Raw genomic sequence first — 21,354 nt, 5'->3', positions numbered from 1 at the left:
CTCACTCTTTTTAATGGAATTACGGATCTAATTTTAAGGAGGCGAAATCTTTGAGTAGCGTCGTTGAAACAGTCACAGAAATGGTGACACCGATCTTAGATGAACAAAAGTTTGAGCTAGTAGAAGTAGAATTTGTCAAAGAAGGAAAAAGCTGGTTTTTACGGGTGTTTATAGATAAAGAAGGCGGAATCGACATTGAAGAATGCGCATTTGTCAGTGAAAAATTAAGTGAGAAACTTGATACGACAGAGCCAGACCCGATACCACAAGCATATTTCCTAGAGGTATCATCTCCAGGCGCAGAACGCCCTTTGAAAAAAGAGGCAGATTATGAAAAAGCACGAGGAGAGTATATCCATGTGTCTTTATATCAACCAGTTGACGGAGAAAAACAATACGAAGGTTTTCTCCAATCATTTGATGCTGAACAGCTTACATTGAAGATACGCATAAAGACACGGGAAAAAGAAATTGTTTTTGACCGTAAGAATATTGCCAAAGCTCGCTTAGCAATCCAATTTTAATCACGGAGAGGAAACAGAAGAATGAGTAAAGAAATGTTGAACGCGTTAGATGCTTTAGAGGCTGAAAAAGGAATCTCAAAAGAAATCGTGATCGACGCTTTAGAAGCTGCGTTAGTTTCTGCATACAAACGCCATTATGGGCAAGCACAAAACGTAGAAGTAGAATTTGAACAAAAAAAAGGCAAGATCCATGTCTATGCAGTGAAAGAAGTCACCGAAGAAGTGATGGACTCACAATTAGAAGTATCTTTGAAAGACGCCTTGTTGATCAATCCTGCTTACGAGATCGGTGACAAGATCCGTTTTGAAGTCACACCAAAAGATTTCGGTCGTATCGCTGCCCAAACAGCGAAGCAAGTCATCTTGCAACGTGTACGTGAAGCAGAACGCACAATCATCTATAACGAATTCAGTGCGTATGAAAAAGACATTATGCAAGGGATCGTTGAACGTCAAGACAAACGTTATATCTATGTCAATTTAGGTAAAATCGAAGCAGTCCTATCAAAACAAGACCAAATGCCAAATGAATTTTATCAACCACATGATCGTATCAAAGTATATGTATCACGTGTTGAGAATACATCAAAAGGCCCTCAAGTCTTTGTTAGCCGTAGTCATCCTGATCTTTTGCGTCGCTTGTTCGAACAAGAAGTACCAGAAGTTTATGATGGACTTGTTGAAATCGTCAGCGTTGCTAGAGAAGCAGGCGATCGTTCAAAAGTGGCTGTTCGCTCAACTGATCCGAATATCGATGCTGTCGGCACATGTGTCGGTCCTAAAGGCCAACGTGTCCAAGCAATCGTGAATGAATTGAAGGGCGAAAACATGGATATCGTCGAGTGGGATGAAGATCCTGCGGTGTTCATTGCGAACGCATTGAATCCTTCACAAGTCGTGGATGTCATTTTTGACGAACAAAATCCAAAAGCTTGTACGGTCGTTGTGCCGGATTATCAATTGTCATTGGCAATCGGTAAACGCGGACAAAATGCGCGTCTAGCAGCCAAATTGACGAACCACAAAATCGACATCAAATCAGAGTCAGACATGACTGAATTCTATGAGAAAAAAGCTCAGGCAGAAGCAGCGATCTCTGAAGAATTACACGATGAAGCAATCATCCAATCAGATTTGACAGATGATGAATATCAAACAATCGCATTTGAAGACGAAACAACCGAAGTAACTGAACAAGAAGAAATTTAACTGCTAGTGAAGGAGGCAAAGAGATGAAACAAAGGAAGATCCCTTTACGCAAATCTGTGGTTTCAGGTGAAATGAAACCAAAAAAAGAGATGATTCGTGTCACACGTTCAAAAGAAGGCGTGGTATCGATCGATCCTACTGGAAAAATGCCTGGACGAGGAGCGTATGTCTCACTTGAGCCGGAGGAAGTACAACAAGCTTGGGATAAACATCTCTTGGATCGTGTACTTGAAGCTAAGCTAACAGATGAATTTTATCAAGAACTATTAGATTACGTCACTCACCAAAAAGCCCGAAAAGAGCTATTTGGCGAATGAATGGAATGAATCGGCAAAAAGCCATGAATCTTATTGGTCTAGCGATGCGTGCAGGGAAAATGATCACAGGTGAAGAATTGACGATCGGAGACATCCGTCGCCAAAAAGCCAAGATCGTTTTCGTCGCAAGTGATGCCAGTGAGAATACCAGAAAAAAAATCAAAGATAAGAGTTCGTACTACGAAGTTCCTTGCTTTGAGCTGTTTTCTGAGGAAGAAATCACGCAAATGATCGGTAAACCTCGGAAAGTGATAGGAATCACGGACACCGGCTTCGCAAAAAAGGTCAAGGAGCTAATTGAAGGTTAGGAAGGTGATTGCATGGGCAATAAACGAATTTATGAACTAGCGAAAGAATGGAACAAGTCTAGTAAAGAGGTCGTTGATAAAGCGCAGAAACTTGGAATCGATGTGAAAAATCACATGGGTGCAGTCAGCACACAAGATGAAAAGAAACTGCAACAAGCGTTCAACCAACCACAGCAGAAAAAGCAACCAGTACAAAAAGCAAACCAAAAACCAGCCGGACAACAGCCAAGTAACCAAAAGAAAACAAACGAACCATCGAACCAACAAAAAAATAAAAGTAACCGCAACTATCAAGATCGCGGTCAAGGGAGCGGTCAAGTGAATCAAGGAAAAAACCAATCAACAAATCAGAATAAGAGTAACCAGACAGGTGGAAACAATCAAAACCGTCAAGGAACTACTCAAAACAATAATCAAAATCGCCAAGGTAACAACCAAGGCAGCAACCAAAACCGTCAGGGAACTACCCAAGGAAACAACCAAGGCAGCAACCAAAACCGTCAGGGAACTACCCAAGGAAACAGCCAAGGTAGCAACCAAAACCGTCAGGGAACTGCCCAAGGAAACACTCAGGGCAGTAACCAAAACCGTCAAGGAGCAAACCAAGGCGGCCAAAATAGAAACAATAATAACAATCGCGGCAAATTCAACAATAACAACCGCAATCGTTTCAACAAAAAAGGGAAAAAAGGCAAACAACAAACGTCAAACAAGCCAGCAGTCCCACCACGTAAATTCCGTGAGTTACCTGAAGTATTAGAGTATACAGAAGGTATGAATGTTGCAGATATCGCGAAAAAAATCCACCGCGAACCAGCAGAGATCATTAAAAAATTATTTATGCTAGGCGTGATGGTCAATCAAAACCAAGCATTAGATAAAGATACGATCGAATTGTTAGCAACAGACTACGGTATGGAGCCACAAGAAAAAATCCAAGTAGATATTGCGGATATTGACAAATTCTTTGAAGCGGATGAAGTGAACCCAGAAAAATTAGTCTCACGTCCACCAGTTGTTACGATCATGGGACACGTTGACCATGGGAAAACAACTTTACTCGATACCTTACGTCATTCTCGCGTAACAAGCGGAGAAGCCGGTGGTATCACACAGCATATCGGTGCGTATCAAATCGATATTGATGGCAAACCAATCACATTCTTGGATACACCAGGACATGCGGCCTTTACAAGTATGCGTGCGCGTGGTGCAAGTATCACTGATATCACGATTTTAGTTGTTGCCGCCGATGATGGCGTAATGCCACAGACTGTAGAAGCGATCAACCATGCGAAAGCAGCTGGTGTACCAATCATCGTTGCAGTCAACAAAATCGATAAACCAGGTGCAAACCCACAACATGTGATGCAAGAATTAAGTGAATATGAATTGATTCCTGAAGCATGGGGTGGCGAAACGATTTTTGTAGAAATCTCAGCAAAATTCGGCCAAAACATCGAAGAACTATTAGAAATGATTCTTTTAGTCGCTGAAGTGGAAGACTTGAAAGCTGATCCAACACAACGTGCGATCGGTACAGTGATTGAAGCACGATTAGACAAAGGAAAAGGTCCTGTGACAACATTACTTGTTCAACAAGGTTCATTGAATGTTGGAGACCCAATCGTTGTCGGAAACACATACGGTCGTGTCCGTGTAATGGTCAACGACTTAGGACGCCGTGAAAAAACAGCTGGACCAGCAACACCAGTTGAAATCACAGGATTGAATGATGTACCTCAAGCAGGCGATCGTTTTGTTGTCTTTGAAGACGAGAAGACAGCTCGTGCGGCGGGTGAAGAACGTGGCAAACGTGCGATGTTAGAACAACGTGCAGCAACTAGTCGTGTGACATTAGACAACTTGTTTGAAAGCTTAAAAGAAGGCGAATTAAAAGAAGTCAATGTCATCATCAAGGCTGACGTACAAGGTTCAGCAGAAGCACTAGCTGCTTCATTGAAGAAGATCGACGTTGAAGGCGTACGTGTCAAGATCGTCCATTCAGCTGTTGGAGCAATCAATGAAAGTGATGTGACGCTTGCTGCGGCAAGTAATGCGATCATCATTGGTTTCAATGTTCGTCCGACACCACAAGCGAAAATCCAAGCAGATACAGAAGAAGTGGATATCCGTCTTCACCGTATCATCTACAAAGCCATCGAAGAAATCGAAACTGCGATGAAAGGGATGTTAGATCCTGAGTTTGAAGAGAAAATCACTGGTCAAATGACTGTCCGTGAAACCTTCAAAGTATCAAAAGTTGGAACGATCGCTGGTGCCTTTGTCACTGATGGTTACATTCGTCGTGATAGCGGTGTGCGTGTCATTCGTGATGGCATCGTCATTTTCGAAGGACAATTAGCAAGCTTGAAACGCTTCAAAGACGATGTCAAAGAAGTGAAAATGGGCTTTGAATGTGGAGCAATGGTTGAGAAATTCAATGATCTTAAAGTAGACGATGTTATCGAAGGCTTTATCATGGAAGAAATCAAAGTCGACTAATTTAAAAAAAGGAGGCCGCTCATTATGGCTAACTATCGTGACCGCAGAGTCGGTCAAGAAATTTTAAAAGAAGTGAATGATATCTTACGCAAAAAGGTACGTGATCCACGTGTGGAAAATGTAACGATCACAGATGTGCATGTCACGGGTGATCTGCAACAAGCAACGATTTATTATAGCCTTTTATCAGACTTAGCTTCAGATAAGAAAAAAGCGCAAGAAGGGTTGAATAAAGCAAGTGGACTGATTCGTCGTGAATTAGGACATAACATGAGTATTTATAAAACACCTGAATTGACGTTTGAGCTAGACGAATCAGTTGTATATGGTAATCATATCGATGAATTATTGCGTAATTTAAACAAAGACTAATGTTCTAGCGAGTTAACTCGTTCGTATCAATGGTCGAACAGGGAGGATACAATAACTGTATCCTCCCTGTTTTTTTTGTCTATTTTCATTCGACACTAGAGAGCCAAACGAAATACAACGAAAGAATCCAAAAATAGAAGAAGCCATTTTCGAATTTTTTCGTTGTATTCGTAGCAGATGATCATCGCTGAATTGTCCGCTTTTGGGGAAAACATGTTTCATCATAAAAGCAAAATATAAGAATTGACTGATCAAAGAATCATCCGATCATCTACCAGATAACCATCCGTATAACCAATCAAAAGGTGCAAAGAAAAGATTTTCCATAGGTGCTCCCTCCTTTACAAAAAGAATACCATCTTTCTATTTACAACAGTGTGAACTTTTGTTACGTTTATGTTTCTAAAACAAAATAATCGTACATTTAAGGATCAATCCCGTCAGTTATTGATCCGATGTGTTATAATAATTCAGTTAATACTTAAAAGAATGGAGAACAAAAGATGGAAGGCTTATTACCTTTATGGAAAGAACGCGGCATGACTAGCCACGATTGTGTATTCAAATTACGAAAAACTTTACATACAAAGAAAATCGGACATGGTGGGACATTAGATCCTGATGTAGATGGTGTTCTTCCAATTTGTATTGGTAAAGCCACTAAAGTCATTGAATATCTGACGGATTCGGGGAAGACCTACAAAGGAGAAATCACCCTTGGCTACAGTACGACGACTGAAGACAAATCAGGAGAAATCGTTGAACAACGGGCTGTAACCGAGGCGTTGACAGAGGACCAAATAGATGAAGCAATGGCTGCTTTTGTCGGTGAGATCACACAGATTCCTCCGATGTACTCGGCTGTGAAAGTCAATGGTCGACGTTTATATGAATATGCTCGAAATAATGAAACAGTGGAACGACCTGTTCGCAAGGCGCAGATCTATCGTTTTGAACGAACGAGTGAAATCCACTGGTCAAAAGAAGCAGGCACCGTTTCGTGGCGGTTTGAAGTCGAATGTGGGAAAGGTACCTATGTCCGGACATTGGCTGTAGATACGGGGAGTAAGTTGGGCTATCCTGCACATATGTCAGATTTGACGAGAACAGCGAGTGCCGGCATGAATGAATCCCAAGCAATTACTTTAGCTGAAGTAGCATCATATATGGAGAATGGTACGATCGAAGAGTATTTATTACCCATTGAAACGGGTGTAACAAAGTTCAAACAGGTCGATATCGACGAAACAGTTTGGCAGAAAGTCAAGAATGGTATGCGTTTAGATTACCAAGTATTTGGTTTATCAGAGATGCCATCAGAAGAAATTGCTCTTTTTTATCAAGGAAAAGTAGTGAGTATCTACCAACCAAATCCAAAAGAAAAAAATAAGTTAAAACCAAGTAAAGTTTTAAGAAATGAGGTTTAATGTAAAAATGGAAATCATCAAAATCAGACACCCTTATCAAGTTTCTCAAATTCCGAAAGAAGACGTCGTATTGATCTTAGGTTTCTTTGACGGAGTTCATTTAGGACATCAGAAAGTGATTGAAACGGGGCGAGAAATTGCTCAAAGAGAGGGTCTGAAATTGGCATTGATGACATTTAATCAACATCCGTCAATCGTCTTTAAAAAAATCAATCCAAGTAACGTCAAATACTTGACTACGTTAGAACAAAAAGAAGAAAAAATGGCAGAACTTGGTATCGATTATCTTTACGAAATTGAATTTACTTCTGCATTTGCCCACTTAGCCCCTCAAGATTTCGTTGATCAATATATTGTAGGACTAAATGCTAAGTATGCTGTTTCTGGCTTTGACTATACGTATGGTCCAAAAGAAATTGCGGATGTCCCTCATCTCCCTGGTTATGCAAAAGGTCGTTTTGAAGTAGTCACTGTACCAAAAGAGCAACAAGAAGGGGAAAAAATCAGTTCTTCACGGATTCGTCAAGACTTGGATGCTGGGGATGTCGCGAGTGTGGCCTATTTGCTAGGATATATTTATGAAATCGACGGTGTGGTCATCCACGGGGACGCACGTGGTCGCTTATTAGGATTCCCGACAGCCAATGTCAAAGTTAAAAGCACCGTTCATTTACCAAAAGTGGGTGTCTATGTTTGTGAAATCAAAATCGGTGAGACGTGGTACCCAGCGATGGGATCAATCGGGCATAATGATACATTTGGCGATGGACGTGAATTGACAGTCGAACTGTATATTCTAGATTTTGATCAAGATATCTATGGTGAACATGTCTACATTCGTTGGCACGAGTTTATCCGAGATCAAGTGAAGTTTGATGGAGCAGAAGCTCTAATTGAGCAATTAAAAGCAGACGAACAAGTAACTGCTGATTTTTTTGAACATGTTGAATAAGCAAATGTAGTATTCGAGAATAAGGAAGAAGCCCAATCAGGATAACTGAAGGGCTTTCTTTTTTTGGAAAGAATTTTTTAGTGCGTATGATTTGCTTTCACCTACACTGCGTAGTGTACACTGTCTTTATAGCTAATAACGAATGTTTTAAAATATCTGTTATTAATGTGATAAAAGAAAGGGTGTCTTCTATGTATAAAGAATTAGAACAGAAAGTAGCTGTAGTGACTGGTGGGTCCAAAGGGATCGGTACAGCCATTTCTCAGCGTTTTGGAGAAGAGAAGATGAAAGTAGTCGTAAATTACCATTCGGATGCTGAGGGAGCCGAAGAAGCAGTTAAAGCGATTGAAGAAGCTGGGGGCCAAGCAATAGCTGTCAAAGCGGATGTGGGGACAGAAGAAGGCGTGCAGACTTTGATTGATCAAGCGATAAAAGCCTATGGTCAGTTGGATGTTTGGGTCAACAATGCTGGCACTGAGAACCAAAAACCTACACACGAATTAAGCTTGGAAGAATGGGAAACTGTGATGCAAGTCAACCTTACTGGCGTGTTCTTAGGAACAAAAGCCGCGATCAATTATTTCAAAAAACACAAAGTAAAAGGAAGTATTATCAATCTTTCCTCTGTCCATGAACAAATCCCATGGCCGACTTTCTCACATTATGCCGCTTCAAAAGGTGGGGTAAAACTATTCACTCAAAGTGTTGCGATGGAGTATGCGCCTGAAGGAATACGTATCAATAGTATCGGACCAGGAGCGATCAAAACACCGATCAATGCCGAAAAGTTTGATGATCCAGAACAAAAAGCGACAACAGAAAGCATGATTCCGATGGAACGGATCGGAAAACCAAGTGAAGTTGCCGCTGCAGCTGCTTGGTTGGCTTCAGATGAATCAAGCTACGTTACAGGTATCACGTTGTTTGTAGACGGTGGTATGACGCTTTATCCTTCATTTCAAGGTGGGAAAGGATAGGTATTGATTGATGGGAATCTTAATTGCATTAATACCAGCGATTGGCTGGGGGATTCAACCACTGGTTTTGAAAAAAATCGGTGGGCGTCCCACTAATGAAATATTAGGTACGGGTATTGGCGCATTACTCGTTGGTCTAGTTGTTCAATTGTTCATGTCACCCGGTGGTATTTCGATTACTACATTTTTGATCAGTCTTTTATCGGGGGCGTTTTGGGTCATTGGCCAAATCGGACAATACACCACGTTCAATTTGATCGGCGTATCAAAAACAATGCCTATTTCCACTGCGATGCAGCTTGTTGGAACGTCACTGATCGGTGTTTTTGCTTTTGGCGAATGGGCAGGAACAACAGGAAAAGTGATTGGCGGAGTAGCGATCGTCTTGCTAGTGATTGGTTCTGCACTAACAGCAGTAACTGATGGGGGAAGTAAACAAGGTGGGATAACTAAAGGAATTTCGATTCTTGCTTCTACGAGTATTGGTTATTGGGTGTACAGTGCATTACCTAAATTAGTCAATGCAGACGGTGTAGCTATCTTCTTTCCACAAATGTTAGGTGTTTTCTTAGCAGCGGCTATTTACGTCGTCTTGAAGCAACCAAAAGCGTACGGAGATGGAAAAAGTTGGAAAGCAACGATCGTCGGAGTCATTTTTAGTTTAGCAGCATTTGCTTATATATTTTCAGCTAATGCCAATGGAGTAGCTACTGCCTATATCATCACGCAACTGAACGTAGTGATCTCAACTTTAGGTGGTATGGTTATTTTGCACGAAAAGAAGAGCAAAAAAGAATTAAGATACACGTTGATCGGGTTAGCCTTGATTGTCGGGGGTAGTATGATCACTGTGCTGATTTAAAAAAATAAAGCAATGTAAGACATCAACTAACAAAAATGTCTTACACTGCTTTATTTTGGTGCGGTCAATGAGATATCCGTTCGTTTTAAAACAGCTTCATTGAACCAAGTACCAAAACTTTGAACATAGTTAAAATTCCCGCTAATAATAAATTCCGCGTAGGTGTCATCTAAGACATTATAAAAAAAGTAACGATCTTCTTTATTTGAATAAACATCTTGATGATACTTGATCATACAATCTCTAAATTGGTGCAATGACTCCAACGTTTCGTACTGAAGGTAGAATTTTAGGACTACTGCACTATTTATTGGTTGGTCAGTTCCTACGAAACTTGGTTTATTTTTAAGGGAGAACTGTAGAAACTCTGACAGATTTTCTTCTGAAAATTTCCATTTTCCTCCAACCTTTATCCCCTGTAGTTTTCCCTCGCGTAGATAATTTCGTACAGAACGAGTGGTTACTCCTAGAATCTCTGCAAGTTCATTGACTGAATAATAATTCTTCATCAGTTTTCCTTCCTCCGTTTTCTTGAATGATAGAAACAAATAACTAGTACCATTTACGAGTTAGATAAATGATTCTTGCTATTATGATTTGCCTATCAATTATATAAATATAGCGTGAAATAATAAATAAATAGAGAAAAAATAAGGATATCTTTCAAATTATTATACTCAATATAAAGCATTAAAACCATAATTTTTGAAGATTATTGTTATGTTTTTAAACTTTTGCAAAAAAATCGATAAGGTAAATATCAAGTCTGTAAACAATCCGCCTAAACCTTTTCTAAAACATTTCCTAAAATTTGTGAGTGTTTCAATAATAGGGTAGCTAGTTACTCCTTAATTCAGTGTCTAAAATCCTGCAATCCATGAAAATAGTATGAATAAGCTGTTTAATAAAAAAACTTATTCCTAACTTTTCCTAATAAAAATATTGACTTTTACATTAATCGCGTTATACTAATGTTAGGAAAAAAAGTGAAATTTTTTCCTAAATGCTAGAGAGGAGGACAGTGATAGTTAGCTCAAAGGATCTGAGAAGAGTTTCTAAGCATATTAGATGACCGTATACTAAAGTGAAGTCATGTAATTGTTCTAGTAGCTTAACAAATGGACCAAAGCTTACACCGTTCTTTTTTATGGTAGAAACGAAGTTAGTACACTAAAAAACTCCCCTTTTTTGTATAGACTAACTTTAGTTTCCTAAAAATCCCCTTATTGTGAGGCAAATGATTTCGTTAATGATTTGCCTCACAATAATCAATTGTAAGTTAACGATGAATAAGATCAGATAAGACGGATAGCGCTTATTTATATAGGAAATATTATGTGTATACATAACGTTTTGAGATGATAACTACTACTTATTCGCATTTGATTACTTTACGATGTAAAGTAAAAGCAAGAATCAATCACCCGCCAAGAATAAAGGGGCTCTTATCTTTGGAATAAGGAATGAGAACAAGTAATAGGGTTAATGCTTTTGAAAAGTTAGTCCATGTGAAGTAATATTCAGAACACCATCAATTTCGAAGAATGACTGTTAAAAGAAGACGATCAATAGTAGAACTATTGGTTATGGAGTTAAAGGAAGGGAAGAAAAGAAATGAAGTTAAACAAAACAATCGCTTATGAAAAATTAGGAAACACAATCTATTTGTCATCAGATGAGGGCATCTTTCTATTGGAGAATGAAGTAGCGACATATATCTTCGATCTTCTGACAAAGGAACAAACCCTCAAAGAAATCAAAATAAATGTAAAAGAAAAGTTTAGTCAAGCGAATGAACTGACAAAAGAAGGAACAGATTTATTTATTGAAAATTTTTTAACTGATCTGTCGAAGCGATCGATCGTTTGTTAAATGAAAAGCACATTATCTCACTCTATGTTGGATCATTCAACATCAAACAGCTCTAATTGTTTGCTACCAATAAAATATACCTGTTACAGCTGGAGGTACAATAAGTTTAAAGCTGTTTTATTTTGAGTTATCGAACGATATAAATAGACTACAAGTCAAACTTGTGGTCTATTTTTTGATTGAAAATAGATTTAAAGCCAGATTCAATGATCACCAAGAGAAGATATGTCTTTGTCTTCCTCGATTTCTAGCTGTTGCCGTGATACAAAAATATCAGAATTTGTTCTGTCGCAATTGATTCTATTTTAGTATTCCTATACTTTTCTCTACCAATAAAAAAACCTCTATGCTATATTGGAATAAATATGGTATATTTTACTTAAATAGAAAATAGTGGAAGGAAACTATGTCTATCCTATGAAAATCGCAAAATTAAGTGACTTTTCTAAAAAAATTTACGATTAAATGATACCGATTACATCGGGCTGCTTTTTATTTGATCGGCATGAGAAATTACTACTGTCTGAGGAAGATAGCTGTTGGAACTGACTTAGTATGGAAATTCAATGAAAGAATACAGTGAGGGGAAAACGAATATGACGAAAAAAGTTGGCATTTTATCAATAGAAGGCTATGTAAAAGGGGGAGAGCGGTTGGTGGAACAGCTTGTGCTTTCCATACCTGAACAAGAAATCGAATTATTCGCAATCAATTTTTCTGAAGAACAATATATCCAAACAAAGCTGGATCAAAATGTAAATAATTGGCATTTATTTGATTGCTCCTATTTATGTTCAGAAACTAACCATGTAAACTATCCATTTATTCAATTGATAAAAGAGGAAAATTACGACTCCTTCGTATTATTAGGTGGGACTTCGAGTGTTGTATTTGCAAATGAGCTACGTAGCCATGGGCTTTCAGTAATCACTGTACCAGTATCCAACTATCTTGATTACCCAAGTGGTGACTATACAGTAGGTTCAGATACATTTATCAACGGCGTAACAAAAGTGATTGATCGGATCGTCGATACTGGACATTCTCATCAAAAAGTAACGTTCATCCAAATTGACGATACCATCACAGGTAAAGTCACAAGAGAACTATCTTTGACAAATGAAATCGATGTTTGTATTGCTAATCAACTTGATTTAACGAATAATAAAAAATATCTTTTGAAACATATGAATAGCCATCCTATGCATTTTTTATTGAACCGTTCAGTGAGTTCAATCGAATCTTTTGTTGAAACGTTTTGTCCGACTTTATCCGACTATAGAAGTATTGTTTTAGATAATTTAGCAATTGGACAGTCGATGATCACCGCATTTGATCGAATTGCGGTAATCAAATTAGCGAATGTCATAACTGATTTACTTAACGACAGGCAATGTTTAGACGCTGAATTATATTTTTCACATGGGAAGGTGTTGTTTGAACAGAGTCCCTATCATCAAAATGTGGAAAAGCAAGCGGTGGAGTAACGATTTGTAAGCATATTGTTACAGGATAGATAGTTACGTTCCAAAAAATAATTTTTGGCAATCAGGACTTGGTAAAAGGTAGTCCTTCAAATTATTTCTCGCAAGCAAATCAATAAAAAATTCTAACTCAAAGCAACCCATGAGTTAGAATTTTTTTGTTATTGTCATTTAGTAAAAAAGATAAGATGAAAATTTTTATAAATTAATCTTTTATATTACTTTACATCGTGTTATTATATTTGTGTCGAATAGTTATTTTATTTACTTGAATATAAACGGAAATAGCAAACGGTTTTACTGTAAAATCATTTTATTTAATGGATTATGGGCGGATATGTGCTATTTTGATCAAGTTTTACAAATAATAAAACAACTGTTTTATATAAAAAAATCATTGTTATCGTAGGGGGAGAAATGAAAAAAATTAGTTTCGAAAAAAATATGAATGGATCGGATTAGGTTTGCAATTAGTATTAGTAGCAATCGGTTTGATTTATTACTTTTTTATCTATCGTTAGGGGAATGAAAATGAAATTAATAGTAAAAAAAAGGTTGAATGGCGTCTATCTTGATAAAAACAAACATACAGCACAACAAGCCATCGAGAAACTAACGCCACCAAAGAAAATTATTTTACCAATGTCTATGCATCTTGGAAAACCTGCTAAAGTTGTTGTTGAAGTAGGAGATAAAGTGGCAATTGGGACACTCATCGGAGAAAAAGATGGACGAATATCTGCCAATGTACATAGTTCAGTGGCAGGAGTCGTAAAAAAAATCGAGGAGCGCATGGTCAATCATCAGTTGACTAAAGTGGTCATTATAGAAAATGACTTTTCTGATCGTATAGAATTATTACATACAAAAAATAAAGATTTACATAGCATCGTTGCGAATGCAGGAATCATAGGGATGGGAGGTGCTGGTTTTCCAACTGACATAAAGCTACTACCTCAAGAAGAACAAAAGATCCATACCTTGATCATTAACGCAGCAGAATGTGAACCATCCATTACTAGTGATAGAAGATTATTGATTGAAGATACCGAACAAATGATCAAGAGTATACAAATGATTCTGGATACTTATCAAATCCCAAAAGCAAGGATTGCGATCGAAAAATCATCTGTACAAGTGATTGAACATTTACATAAACATCTGATTGATCCAAGAATCCAGTTACATATTCTAGGGGACCTATATCCTCAAGGTGCGGAAAAATTAGTGATCAAGCATGTATTATCTCAAGAAATACCTAAAGGCAAGCTCCCTTTTGATGTCGGAGTGATCACCTTGAATGTAGCGACGATACATAGTATTTTTAGTGCTACGTTGAAGCAGGTCGCATCCTTCGAACGGGTAGTAACAGTTTCAGGTACACCGATCAAAGAAGGAAAAAATCTACGAGTACGAATTGGCACACCAGTAGAGGAATTGATTGATGCGTGTGGTGGATTTGTGTCGTCACCTCTTAAGGTATTGAATGGTGGTCCGATGATGGGGAAACTGATCCAATCATTAGATGAACCAGTCACAAAAACGACTAATTTGATTTTGGCATTGTCTGCAGCAGAGGCAATGATCCCAAAGGAACAAAAATGTATCAAATGTAGCGAGTGTGTGAATGCGTGCCCAATCGGTCTACATCCGATCTTGATCAGTCAAGCGTACCGTCATCAGGATCTTCAGACAGCCGAACAGTTAGGCGCGTTGAATTGTTTAGAATGTGGTGCTTGTTCATTTATCTGTCCTTCAAAAATCGATTTATTAAAAGATATCAGAGCAGTAAAAAATCAGATCATGGAGGCAAAAGGATGAGTACGAAATATCTAGGAAACGGAACGATCAATGGTCCGCATATCCGTAATGATTGGACAAGCCAATGGAAAATGAAACAAGTGTTGATTGCCCTTATATTTCCAACGATTGGTGCTAGTTACTTTTTTGGTTGGCGTTCGTTAGTGATGATCATTACCAGTATCCTCACATGTGTCTTACTTGAAGGGGTTATCCAAAAAGCAAGTAAACAACCGATCACGGTCAATGATTTGACTGCTGTGATCACAGGTTGGCTGTTAGCTTTGACATTACCTACTAGTGCACCATTATGGACAGTGCTTGTCGGGGACTTTATTGCTATCGTCCTTGTAAAGCATCTAGGAGGCGGGTTAGGAAGGAACTGGATCAATCCCGCAGTAGCAGCACGAGTCCTTCTAAAGCTGTTTTTATCTCCTTGGATCACTAATTGGATCGCACCAGGACCAGATGTGATCACAACTGTGACGCCACTTGTGGCACTTGGTCATTTTTCTCGAGAAATCAGCGCGACCACACCTGAATGGTGGAAACTTTTCTTAGGGATTGATCTAGGCGGTCCAATGGGGGAAACAAGTAAACTGCTTTTATTGATTGCTGGAGGCTATTTGATCGTGCGAAAAATCATCCATCCATTCGTTCCTTTATTAACCCTAAGCTCTTTCTATCTAGCGATTTTGATTTATAGTGGGTTTAATTTCAGCTTTGCTACAGCTCATTTGCTTAGTGGAGCATTGATCATGGCAGCTGTTTTCATGGTAACAGACTATACGACTTCACCTGCAACCGATAAAGGGAAGTATTATTTCGCTATCGGCTGTGGTTTACTATGTGCCGTTTTAAGAATTGTCTTAGATTTACCAGGGGGGATCGGCGTAGCGATTGTTGTCATGAATCTAACAGTACCATTTATCGATCAGTGGACGATGCATCGAGTGTATGGTGAAAAAGAGTTTAAGATAACCCCGATAATTGATAAAGAAAATAGAAAAGGTTTATCAAGTTTCAAGTGATAATTTATAACGAATAGGACTGTTACCCGACTAGAGAAATTTAGTCGGGTCTTTTTAGGTAAAACTGTTGCTCAACTATTTTTTTTGCGAAAGAACTCAATAATTTCACCTGTGAATGAAATTATTGAGTGCCAAACTATTTATTTATCTGCTAATCTACAAATGGATATCGTTCGTTATTTTATAGTGTCTTAAAACAAAAGGTACCTAACACCAAAAATAAAAGAATACTTCCTGTTTAGAACGATAGCCAATCACAGCTAAAAAGAATGGAGAGACAAATGAACAAACGACAACTAAAAATGATGTTATGTTTTCTGGTTCTATTTTTAATAAGCATACCAGCAAATATAAACGCAGAAGCAACGAATGAGTTAGAGGACCAAAAAACTTTTCCGGCGCAGCACACCGAATGGTTAGATGCAACAGATGAGACGATTTTTGGGGAGCACGCGTTGCGACGTGAGAGTTTAGAAGATCAGTCAGATCAATTACAAACGATTATTGATCACACCAATTCTTTAACAAAACAGTTATATATTCCAGCTGATACGTATATCATCAATAAAAATGTGGTGTTAAGAAGCGGTCTCAAGATCAAAGGAGAAGAAGAGAATCCAACGATATTGAAAAATGAAACAGGACAAAACGTTTATTTGTCAGATGAAAATTACCAGACAAGCCACAATATTGAGATTCATTCATTGTTTTTCGATGGAGTAGGAATTTTTACACGTTTAGCAAATAACATTACCATCAATGATAATGTGTTTTATCATCCTGTCTCTTTGTATCCGATCAACCTACAGACATCCAATGGGGCAACTATGCAAAATAATATATTTATGAGAGACCATGAACATGCCACGCCAGATACAGAAAATCGGGCAATCTATATTGGTGGTTTTTCGACGGTTGGAAGATATGAGTATATGGAAAACGTACAGATTACAGATAATCTATTTGGATTACGGATCAATGAGTTAGAGGCAATCAAGAGCTTTAGCAATCCTGAGATTATCAAAACCATCAATCGTCTACAATCTGCGTTGGAGTCTGAGCAAATGTCTCTTGAACATAACGAACAAAACTATCTTTCTTGTGGTGTCAATTCATATAGTAATTCGAAGAATGTTTTGATAAAAGATAATTTCTTCCAGCAGATGTACGAGAACGAGGATCGATATGGTGTGGTAGGTGATCATGCCATCTATCTAAGAGGATCACAGAATGTACAGGTTATAGGCAATCACGTTCGTGGATTGCACAATGGACCTTATGGTGGATTTAAATTCAAATCAGGACGTAACATCACAATCATGAATAATTATCTACGTAATACCGGTATTATTATGTATGAAACACCAGAATTTGGATTAGGAGATAGTTTTGATCAAGGTCAAGTAGCGGAGTTATCGAATTGGCTAGTAGCAAATAACGTGTTTGATTTTAAAGAGTGGCAGGATAAATACGCGATTGGGATAGAGTATAATCGGCATACTGGAAAGGACAACGTATATAATGGAGTATTTATTGATAATCAATTTATCAATTATCACAATATTCCAGCCAACCGCCGGAGAGAGCTATTGATCATGAATCAAGCTTCTGAAGGTTTTAAAGGAGAGTCAACGTATGTTTCTGGCAATACACGTGATGACACATCTGATCGACAATTAAATGTTGAGTATTGGACCTCTGCAGAGTATGACAAAATGCCAAAGAATTGGAGAAGTTTGATCGATTCTACATTGTATGATCAATATAAAGAAACGCAAATACCAATACAAGATGCATTTCCTGTTGGCCGGAGGGTTGAGATTGTTTTAGGAGAACCTTATGATCCATTTGATTTTGTTGAGCAGACCCATATAGAAGAAAATGATCGTCCTGAAATCACTATTTTGAATCCTGAAGTTCTATCAAAAGTTGGTCAACATAAGCTAGAGCTAATGCTTTCATATCCAAATGGACGAACAGTGCGTGTGGTTGCAAATGTGACAGTCCTGTTTCAATAATTAAAAAGTTCAAGCGGTCCCTCAAACCAGTTGAAACTTCTTGACATATCATTTTCTAGCCAAAGTCGAAAGAGTTAGAAATATTTCCGCCCGATAAAGATTTACAAGTAGTCATTTTATCAGAAATACCAAGTTTTTATCGCTTAATTTTCGATTGAAAAGGCGGTGTTAATGAGCTTTGCTAAATAGGTGATTTCGACAAAAGAACAGATGCATGAAATTACTTATATCTCTTCTATTTTTTCGCACCAAAAAACAAGGTTGGTTGAACATTCCTTCTTTTTATAGACATAGTATAAAGACGGAGGATGTTCAACTGAGTTTTATTTTGCCTAAGTAGTTTATCAATCAGTTAAATAAAAATACAATTATGAAGGGAAAAGGAAAAGATACAAGAAATGTAAATTAAAAGTATTGTTGATTTAGTAGAGATTGTCATAGCAAAAGAATTTTATGCTGGGATGAAATATGTAGCAGATGAAGCGAATAAATGACAGAGAGGATTAGTTGGTTAGGATAAAAATGGATTGGATACGGAAGTCGTACAGGCAATATGTGTATGGCTTTTTTGTTTTGCTGATTTTATCATACTTGATTGAGATAAATTTAACGTTTATGCGTTCAAAATAAGTTTTTATGATTAGTTTAAATAATAACGATGTTATTAGGTTATATTAAACGTGTGGTTTAAAGGTAATTCATGATTTTTTGCATATTATGAAAAAAAGTTCTAAAGATTAATAATTTTTTTGTAATTAAAATTTTATTGGTACAAGTATGAACCAGGGTCAAGAGAATTATTACAGAAGGTATAGCTAGAATGGTCAGAAAAACAATAGTTATCTTTTTTTAACATTACATACATAGAAGGTCTTAGGTGTAAAATAGTGATATATTTAATGGTTCGGATAAGCTTATATTTTTTTAGTATGATGTGTTTTAGTATGGGTATTAGCTTTTTATGGGGAATAAAAAAATTAGTACGACAAAACCTTGGGAAAAGTTTATCAAGGTCAGACGCTCTTAAAAGCAAAATCTATTTAATGAAATGTAAGTTTTGTGTCTATATAGGATTTTTTGTGATTTCAATAAACATGATGCTGTTACGCTTTCATTAGTACAATCATTAATTTATGCAAATCGAAACTAATGAAGGTAGCATTAAAGAGCATATACATAGACAGTTCCTCATTTTAGCGAATGGTTATAATAAATAAGGCATAAAAAATATTAAGACAGAGAAAGTTTTATTGACGATTGCGCAAAATACACAAATAAAGGTTTTGACAGCTGTCAAAAGAGAGGAGAGAATCAGTGGGACTATCAATGATACGCTAATTAATAATTAATCAAAATGGATTCGATCCAAAGTAAACTGAATATATAAGTTATCCAGAAGTTTACAGTATCAATCAGTATAGTTTTGGCAAAGTTAAACATGGCTAAGAATCTGTGAGGTGATTATTATTAAGCTAGGAGGGTGTAGAGATATGAGAAGTAAAACCATAAAAAATCGAAGAGAAGTAATTTTACTGACAGGTGCTGATAATTTACATAGAGAGCAAACGAGTGCAACAGAAAATTTATAAACCCTGAATAAAAGGAGGTAGAATAAAGTAAATGAACAGCAAATTAATTATTCTGCGTGGAAATTCTGCAAGTGGAAAATCGACGATTGCATCGAAGATACGCCAATCATTTCCTCGAGGAGAAGTAATGTTGATATCGCAAGATGAAGTTAGATTACACATACTCAACGTAAAAGACCGCTTAGAAAATCCCACAGCTGACTTGATCCAATCCATCGCATTATTTGGTCAAGGGAAATTTAAAGTTATTGTTATAGAAGGAATACTAGGCACTCATATTTATAAAGAGATGTTTGTTGATCTAGTTTCGAATTTTCAACAGAACGCGCATATTTATTACTTTGATATTTCTTTTGGTGAAACAGTCAATCGACATAAAACAAGAGAGAAAAGTGCCCAATGGGGTGAAAAAGTCATGAAGAAATGGTGGTTGGAAAAAGATTATTTGAGATTAGAGAATGAAAAAACAATAACTGATGACATGTCAGAAGAACAGATTCTCAAAATGATCCTAAAAGACCTCGAACAATTGTAGTAGGTAGTTATGTAGAATAACTGGTATTAATCCTTGCTTTATAATTCTGGAAGGCAAATAACTTGAGCGAGACGGAATAAAAAGAAAAATATTTGAATTTAGTTGATAGGATAGAATCCAGAGTTTTTACGTATATATCTATAAGAAAGCCATTAAATCAAAAATATAATTTTTATAGAAAACTGATGGAAGTAGTTGAAAACAAAATACAGGTTTGAACTTGTAGACTAAAGAAAAGAGTGGACAAATGAAAAAAATATATTCTATAAGTCAACTTCTATTAGGTGTTAATACGTTTATGTTGATTGTGATGCCCTTTATTTTAAGTGTATTGAGTCATTTGTTTCCTAATTTTATTGATGGCAATATTGTATTATTATGTATAGGGTTATCGTTATGGGGGATGTATATTACTGCTCCGTTTGGTATAACAATGTTATTAGTATATACTCTACATCTTAGATACCAAGAAAAAAAGGACGATCGGTCTAAAACTTCTTAATAAGTTGAGGAGTTAAATAAGTATAGATGACAAAACTAGAAAAATAAAGGAGTGTTTTTTTATATTATTTAACTTATCAGTAAAAAGACATTTTGATACCCTTAAAAAAATTGATTAACAATGCTTGCAAAGGTATATATGATGATTAGAAACTTAGAGGAATTAGAGGAGAAATTACCTAACTAAAAAAAGAACAAGTATAGCAGGTAGTAAGCAGCGGAAATAATAGGAACAATAAGTGAAACATAGCTCGGGTCATAGAAAATATAATTATTGTTCAAGATGTCATAACGTCAGTACTTGGTAAAGCTTTAGCATACAATATACACTAGAACTAATAGGAGCATTAGCTGCTGGAAAAACTGTAGAAAATTTAGATATACTGTTAGAAAAATATAATTTTTTTGCATAAACTTTTGACTATAGATATTGAAAAGAATTTAGGTGAATCAGAGTGATATATTTAGTGGCCCGTATAAGCTTATGTTTCTTAAGTATTATATTTTTTAGTATAGGTATTGGTTTTTTATTGAGAATAAAAAAATTAGTACGACAAAACCTTGGGAAAAGTTTATCAAGGTCAGATTATACGAAGACAGAAGCTTATTTAACAAAGTGCAAGTTTCATATATACATAGGATTTTTTATTCTATCACTTAACTTAATATTATTACGTTTTAACTAATAATAAATTTTCTTATTACTCTGGTTAAAATTTGTACGAAGCTAAATTTTACTACATAATAATAACAAAAAATTGGAAATGTGGTGTACTATGTTTAAGAAAATTAGGAACATAAGTTTAGTGTTGTTTTTAATAAGTATGTTTATATTAGTATTTATACCGTTTGTATTTTTAGTTATTTTCAAAATTTTTCCTCATTTAGATGCAAGTGAAAATGGTATAGGCGCTATGCCATTACTAGCTATATTCTTAGGTGCATTTTTGTTGAGTGTAACTGGTCCTTTTATGTTTATTATGCTGATGATCGACATTGCTCGTAATCTAAAAGATAAAAATAGTCTATAAAATTAGTTATTAAAATAGATGGTTTGTATTAGATAAAGAG

At 36.7% G+C, this 21,354-nt stretch carries 18 protein-coding genes and 1 pseudogene; 18 read left to right on the top strand and 1 reads right to left on the bottom strand.

The features are described from left to right. Window positions 1–50: 50 nt before the first annotated feature. The 11 genes and pseudogenes from rimP to I2F89_RS11465 all read left to right on the top strand — a co-directional run bounded on the left by rimP (window position 51) and on the right by I2F89_RS11465 (window position 9,453). Window positions 51–524 (top strand): ribosome maturation factor RimP, encoded by a 474-nt coding sequence (gene rimP, locus I2F89_RS11510; protein WP_010735193.1) that lies wholly within the window; start codon window positions 51–53, stop codon window positions 522–524. Between the two features lie 21 nt (window positions 525–545). Beyond that, complete coding sequence (nusA, locus tag I2F89_RS11505; protein WP_019723218.1) at window positions 546–1,733, top strand: transcription termination factor NusA; 1,188 nt, start codon at window positions 546–548, stop codon at window positions 1,731–1,733. A 23-nt stretch (window positions 1,734–1,756) separates the two neighbouring features. Continuing rightward, window positions 1,757–2,050 (top strand): RNase P modulator RnpM, encoded by a 294-nt coding sequence (gene rnpM, locus I2F89_RS11500; protein WP_010735195.1) that lies wholly within the window; start codon window positions 1,757–1,759, stop codon window positions 2,048–2,050. Then, window positions 2,047–2,358 carry a YlxQ-related RNA-binding protein gene (locus I2F89_RS11495; protein WP_010735196.1) on the top strand — a complete coding sequence of 104 codons (312 nt, stop codon included), beginning with the start codon at window positions 2,047–2,049 and terminating at the stop codon, window positions 2,356–2,358. The genes rnpM and I2F89_RS11495 overlap by 4 nt, the downstream gene beginning before the upstream one ends. Before the next feature lie 12 nt (window positions 2,359–2,370). After that, a pseudogene (locus tag I2F89_RS15790) lies at window positions 2,371–2,463 on the top strand (translation initiation factor IF-2 N-terminal domain-containing protein); the annotation flags it as partial. Between the two features lie 9 nt (window positions 2,464–2,472). Then, window positions 2,473–4,863, top strand: coding sequence for a translation initiation factor IF-2 (gene infB / locus I2F89_RS11490; RefSeq protein ID WP_416379332.1), 2,391 nt, complete (start codon window positions 2,473–2,475; stop codon window positions 4,861–4,863). A gap of 24 nt (window positions 4,864–4,887) precedes the next feature. Then, window positions 4,888–5,235 (top strand): 30S ribosome-binding factor RbfA, encoded by a 348-nt coding sequence (gene rbfA / locus I2F89_RS11485; RefSeq protein WP_010735198.1) that lies wholly within the window; start codon window positions 4,888–4,890, stop codon window positions 5,233–5,235. Window positions 5,236–5,738: 503 nt separating this feature from the next. Then, entirely contained in the window at window positions 5,739–6,662 is a 924-nt protein-coding gene (gene truB / locus I2F89_RS11480; RefSeq protein ID WP_195514374.1) for a tRNA pseudouridine(55) synthase TruB, read from the top strand. A 7-nt stretch (window positions 6,663–6,669) separates the two neighbouring features. After that, entirely contained in the window at window positions 6,670–7,614 is a 945-nt protein-coding gene (ribF, locus tag I2F89_RS11475; protein WP_195514382.1) for a riboflavin biosynthesis protein RibF, read from the top strand. Between the two features lie 191 nt (window positions 7,615–7,805). Beyond that, the gene (locus I2F89_RS11470; RefSeq protein ID WP_195514373.1) at window positions 7,806–8,591 is read left to right on the top strand and encodes a glucose-1-dehydrogenase; all 786 of its coding nucleotides are present in this window, start codon (window positions 7,806–7,808) and stop codon (window positions 8,589–8,591) included. 10 nt (window positions 8,592–8,601) lie between these two features. Beyond that, window positions 8,602–9,453: a GRP family sugar transporter gene (locus tag I2F89_RS11465; RefSeq protein ID WP_071866233.1), complete on the top strand. Its 852-nt coding sequence runs from the start codon at window positions 8,602–8,604 to the stop codon at window positions 9,451–9,453. 50 nt (window positions 9,454–9,503) lie between these two features. Here I2F89_RS11465 and I2F89_RS11460 read toward each other — a convergent pair whose 3' ends face one another. Then, entirely contained in the window at window positions 9,504–9,962 is a 459-nt protein-coding gene (locus I2F89_RS11460) for a helix-turn-helix domain-containing protein (protein ID WP_071866234.1), read from the bottom strand. Window positions 9,963–11,067: 1,105 nt separating this feature from the next. On the opposite strand from I2F89_RS11460, the gene I2F89_RS11455 reads away from it, so the two are divergent. The 7 genes from I2F89_RS11455 (at window position 11,068) to I2F89_RS11425 (ending at window position 21,314) form a co-directional block, all read left to right on the top strand. Then, entirely contained in the window at window positions 11,068–11,325 is a 258-nt protein-coding gene (locus tag I2F89_RS11455; protein ID WP_071866235.1) for a hypothetical protein, read from the top strand. Between the two features lie 596 nt (window positions 11,326–11,921). Then, complete coding sequence (locus I2F89_RS11450; RefSeq protein ID WP_195514372.1) at window positions 11,922–12,812, top strand: 6-phosphofructokinase; 891 nt, start codon at window positions 11,922–11,924, stop codon at window positions 12,810–12,812. A gap of 528 nt (window positions 12,813–13,340) precedes the next feature. Beyond that, on the top strand, window positions 13,341–14,630 hold the full coding sequence (gene rsxC, locus I2F89_RS11445; protein ID WP_142433627.1) for an electron transport complex subunit RsxC: 1,290 nt from the start codon (window positions 13,341–13,343) through the stop codon (window positions 14,628–14,630). Then, a complete protein-coding gene (locus I2F89_RS11440; RefSeq protein WP_195514371.1) occupies window positions 14,627–15,640 on the top strand; it encodes an RnfABCDGE type electron transport complex subunit D in 1,014 nt (337 codons plus the stop codon). Before rsxC ends, I2F89_RS11440 begins: the two co-directional genes overlap by 4 nt. Before the next feature lie 281 nt (window positions 15,641–15,921). Next, on the top strand, window positions 15,922–17,658 hold the full coding sequence (locus I2F89_RS11435) for a glycosyl hydrolase family 28-related protein (RefSeq protein ID WP_195514370.1): 1,737 nt from the start codon (window positions 15,922–15,924) through the stop codon (window positions 17,656–17,658). 1,620 nt (window positions 17,659–19,278) lie between these two features. Beyond that, window positions 19,279–19,782, top strand: a complete 504-nt coding sequence (locus I2F89_RS11430; protein WP_142433624.1) for an AAA family ATPase — start codon at window positions 19,279–19,281, stop codon at window positions 19,780–19,782. A 1,277-nt stretch (window positions 19,783–21,059) separates the two neighbouring features. Beyond that, entirely contained in the window at window positions 21,060–21,314 is a 255-nt protein-coding gene (locus tag I2F89_RS11425) for a hypothetical protein (protein ID WP_229078121.1), read from the top strand. The last annotated feature ends 40 nt before the right edge of the window (window positions 21,315–21,354 follow it).

It is taken from the genome of Enterococcus sp. 1001283B150225_161107_E12 (genome assembly GCF_015556925.1).
GTDB classification, from domain to species: Bacteria; Bacillota; Bacilli; order Lactobacillales; family Enterococcaceae; genus Enterococcus_B; species Enterococcus_B mundtii.
Note: the sequence above shows the minus strand (reverse complement) of the source record. Positions and strands in the feature narration are given on the sequence as shown.

What these genes read in the sequence shown, in the direction of transcription:
- I2F89_RS11440 (WP_195514371.1), top strand. Translation starts at nt 14,627, where the DNA reads ATGAGTACGAAATATCTAGGAAACGGAACGATCAATGGTCCGCATATC.
- I2F89_RS11435 (WP_195514370.1), top strand. Translation starts at nt 15,922, where the DNA reads ATGAACAAACGACAACTAAAAATGATGTTATGTTTTCTGGTTCTATTT.
- rnpM (WP_010735195.1), top strand. Translation starts at nt 1,757, where the DNA reads ATGAAACAAAGGAAGATCCCTTTACGCAAATCTGTGGTTTCAGGTGAA.
- I2F89_RS11470 (WP_195514373.1), top strand. Translation starts at nt 7,806, where the DNA reads ATGTATAAAGAATTAGAACAGAAAGTAGCTGTAGTGACTGGTGGGTCC.
- I2F89_RS11460 (WP_071866234.1), bottom strand. Translation starts at nt 9,962, where the DNA reads ATGAAGAATTATTATTCAGTCAATGAACTTGCAGAGATTCTAGGAGTA.
- I2F89_RS11455 (WP_071866235.1), top strand. Translation starts at nt 11,068, where the DNA reads ATGAAGTTAAACAAAACAATCGCTTATGAAAAATTAGGAAACACAATC.
- rbfA (WP_010735198.1), top strand. Translation starts at nt 4,888, where the DNA reads ATGGCTAACTATCGTGACCGCAGAGTCGGTCAAGAAATTTTAAAAGAA.
- truB (WP_195514374.1), top strand. Translation starts at nt 5,739, where the DNA reads ATGGAAGGCTTATTACCTTTATGGAAAGAACGCGGCATGACTAGCCAC.
- I2F89_RS11430 (WP_142433624.1), top strand. Translation starts at nt 19,279, where the DNA reads ATGAACAGCAAATTAATTATTCTGCGTGGAAATTCTGCAAGTGGAAAA.
- I2F89_RS11450 (WP_195514372.1), top strand. Translation starts at nt 11,922, where the DNA reads ATGACGAAAAAAGTTGGCATTTTATCAATAGAAGGCTATGTAAAAGGG.
- I2F89_RS11425 (WP_229078121.1), top strand. Translation starts at nt 21,060, where the DNA reads ATGTTTAAGAAAATTAGGAACATAAGTTTAGTGTTGTTTTTAATAAGT.
- infB (WP_416379332.1), top strand. Translation starts at nt 2,473, where the DNA reads ATGGGTGCAGTCAGCACACAAGATGAAAAGAAACTGCAACAAGCGTTC.
- I2F89_RS11495 (WP_010735196.1), top strand. Translation starts at nt 2,047, where the DNA reads ATGAATGGAATGAATCGGCAAAAAGCCATGAATCTTATTGGTCTAGCG.
- rsxC (WP_142433627.1), top strand. Translation starts at nt 13,341, where the DNA reads ATGAAATTAATAGTAAAAAAAAGGTTGAATGGCGTCTATCTTGATAAA.
- ribF (WP_195514382.1), top strand. Translation starts at nt 6,670, where the DNA reads ATGGAAATCATCAAAATCAGACACCCTTATCAAGTTTCTCAAATTCCG.
- nusA (WP_019723218.1), top strand. Translation starts at nt 546, where the DNA reads ATGAGTAAAGAAATGTTGAACGCGTTAGATGCTTTAGAGGCTGAAAAA.
- I2F89_RS11465 (WP_071866233.1), top strand. Translation starts at nt 8,602, where the DNA reads ATGGGAATCTTAATTGCATTAATACCAGCGATTGGCTGGGGGATTCAA.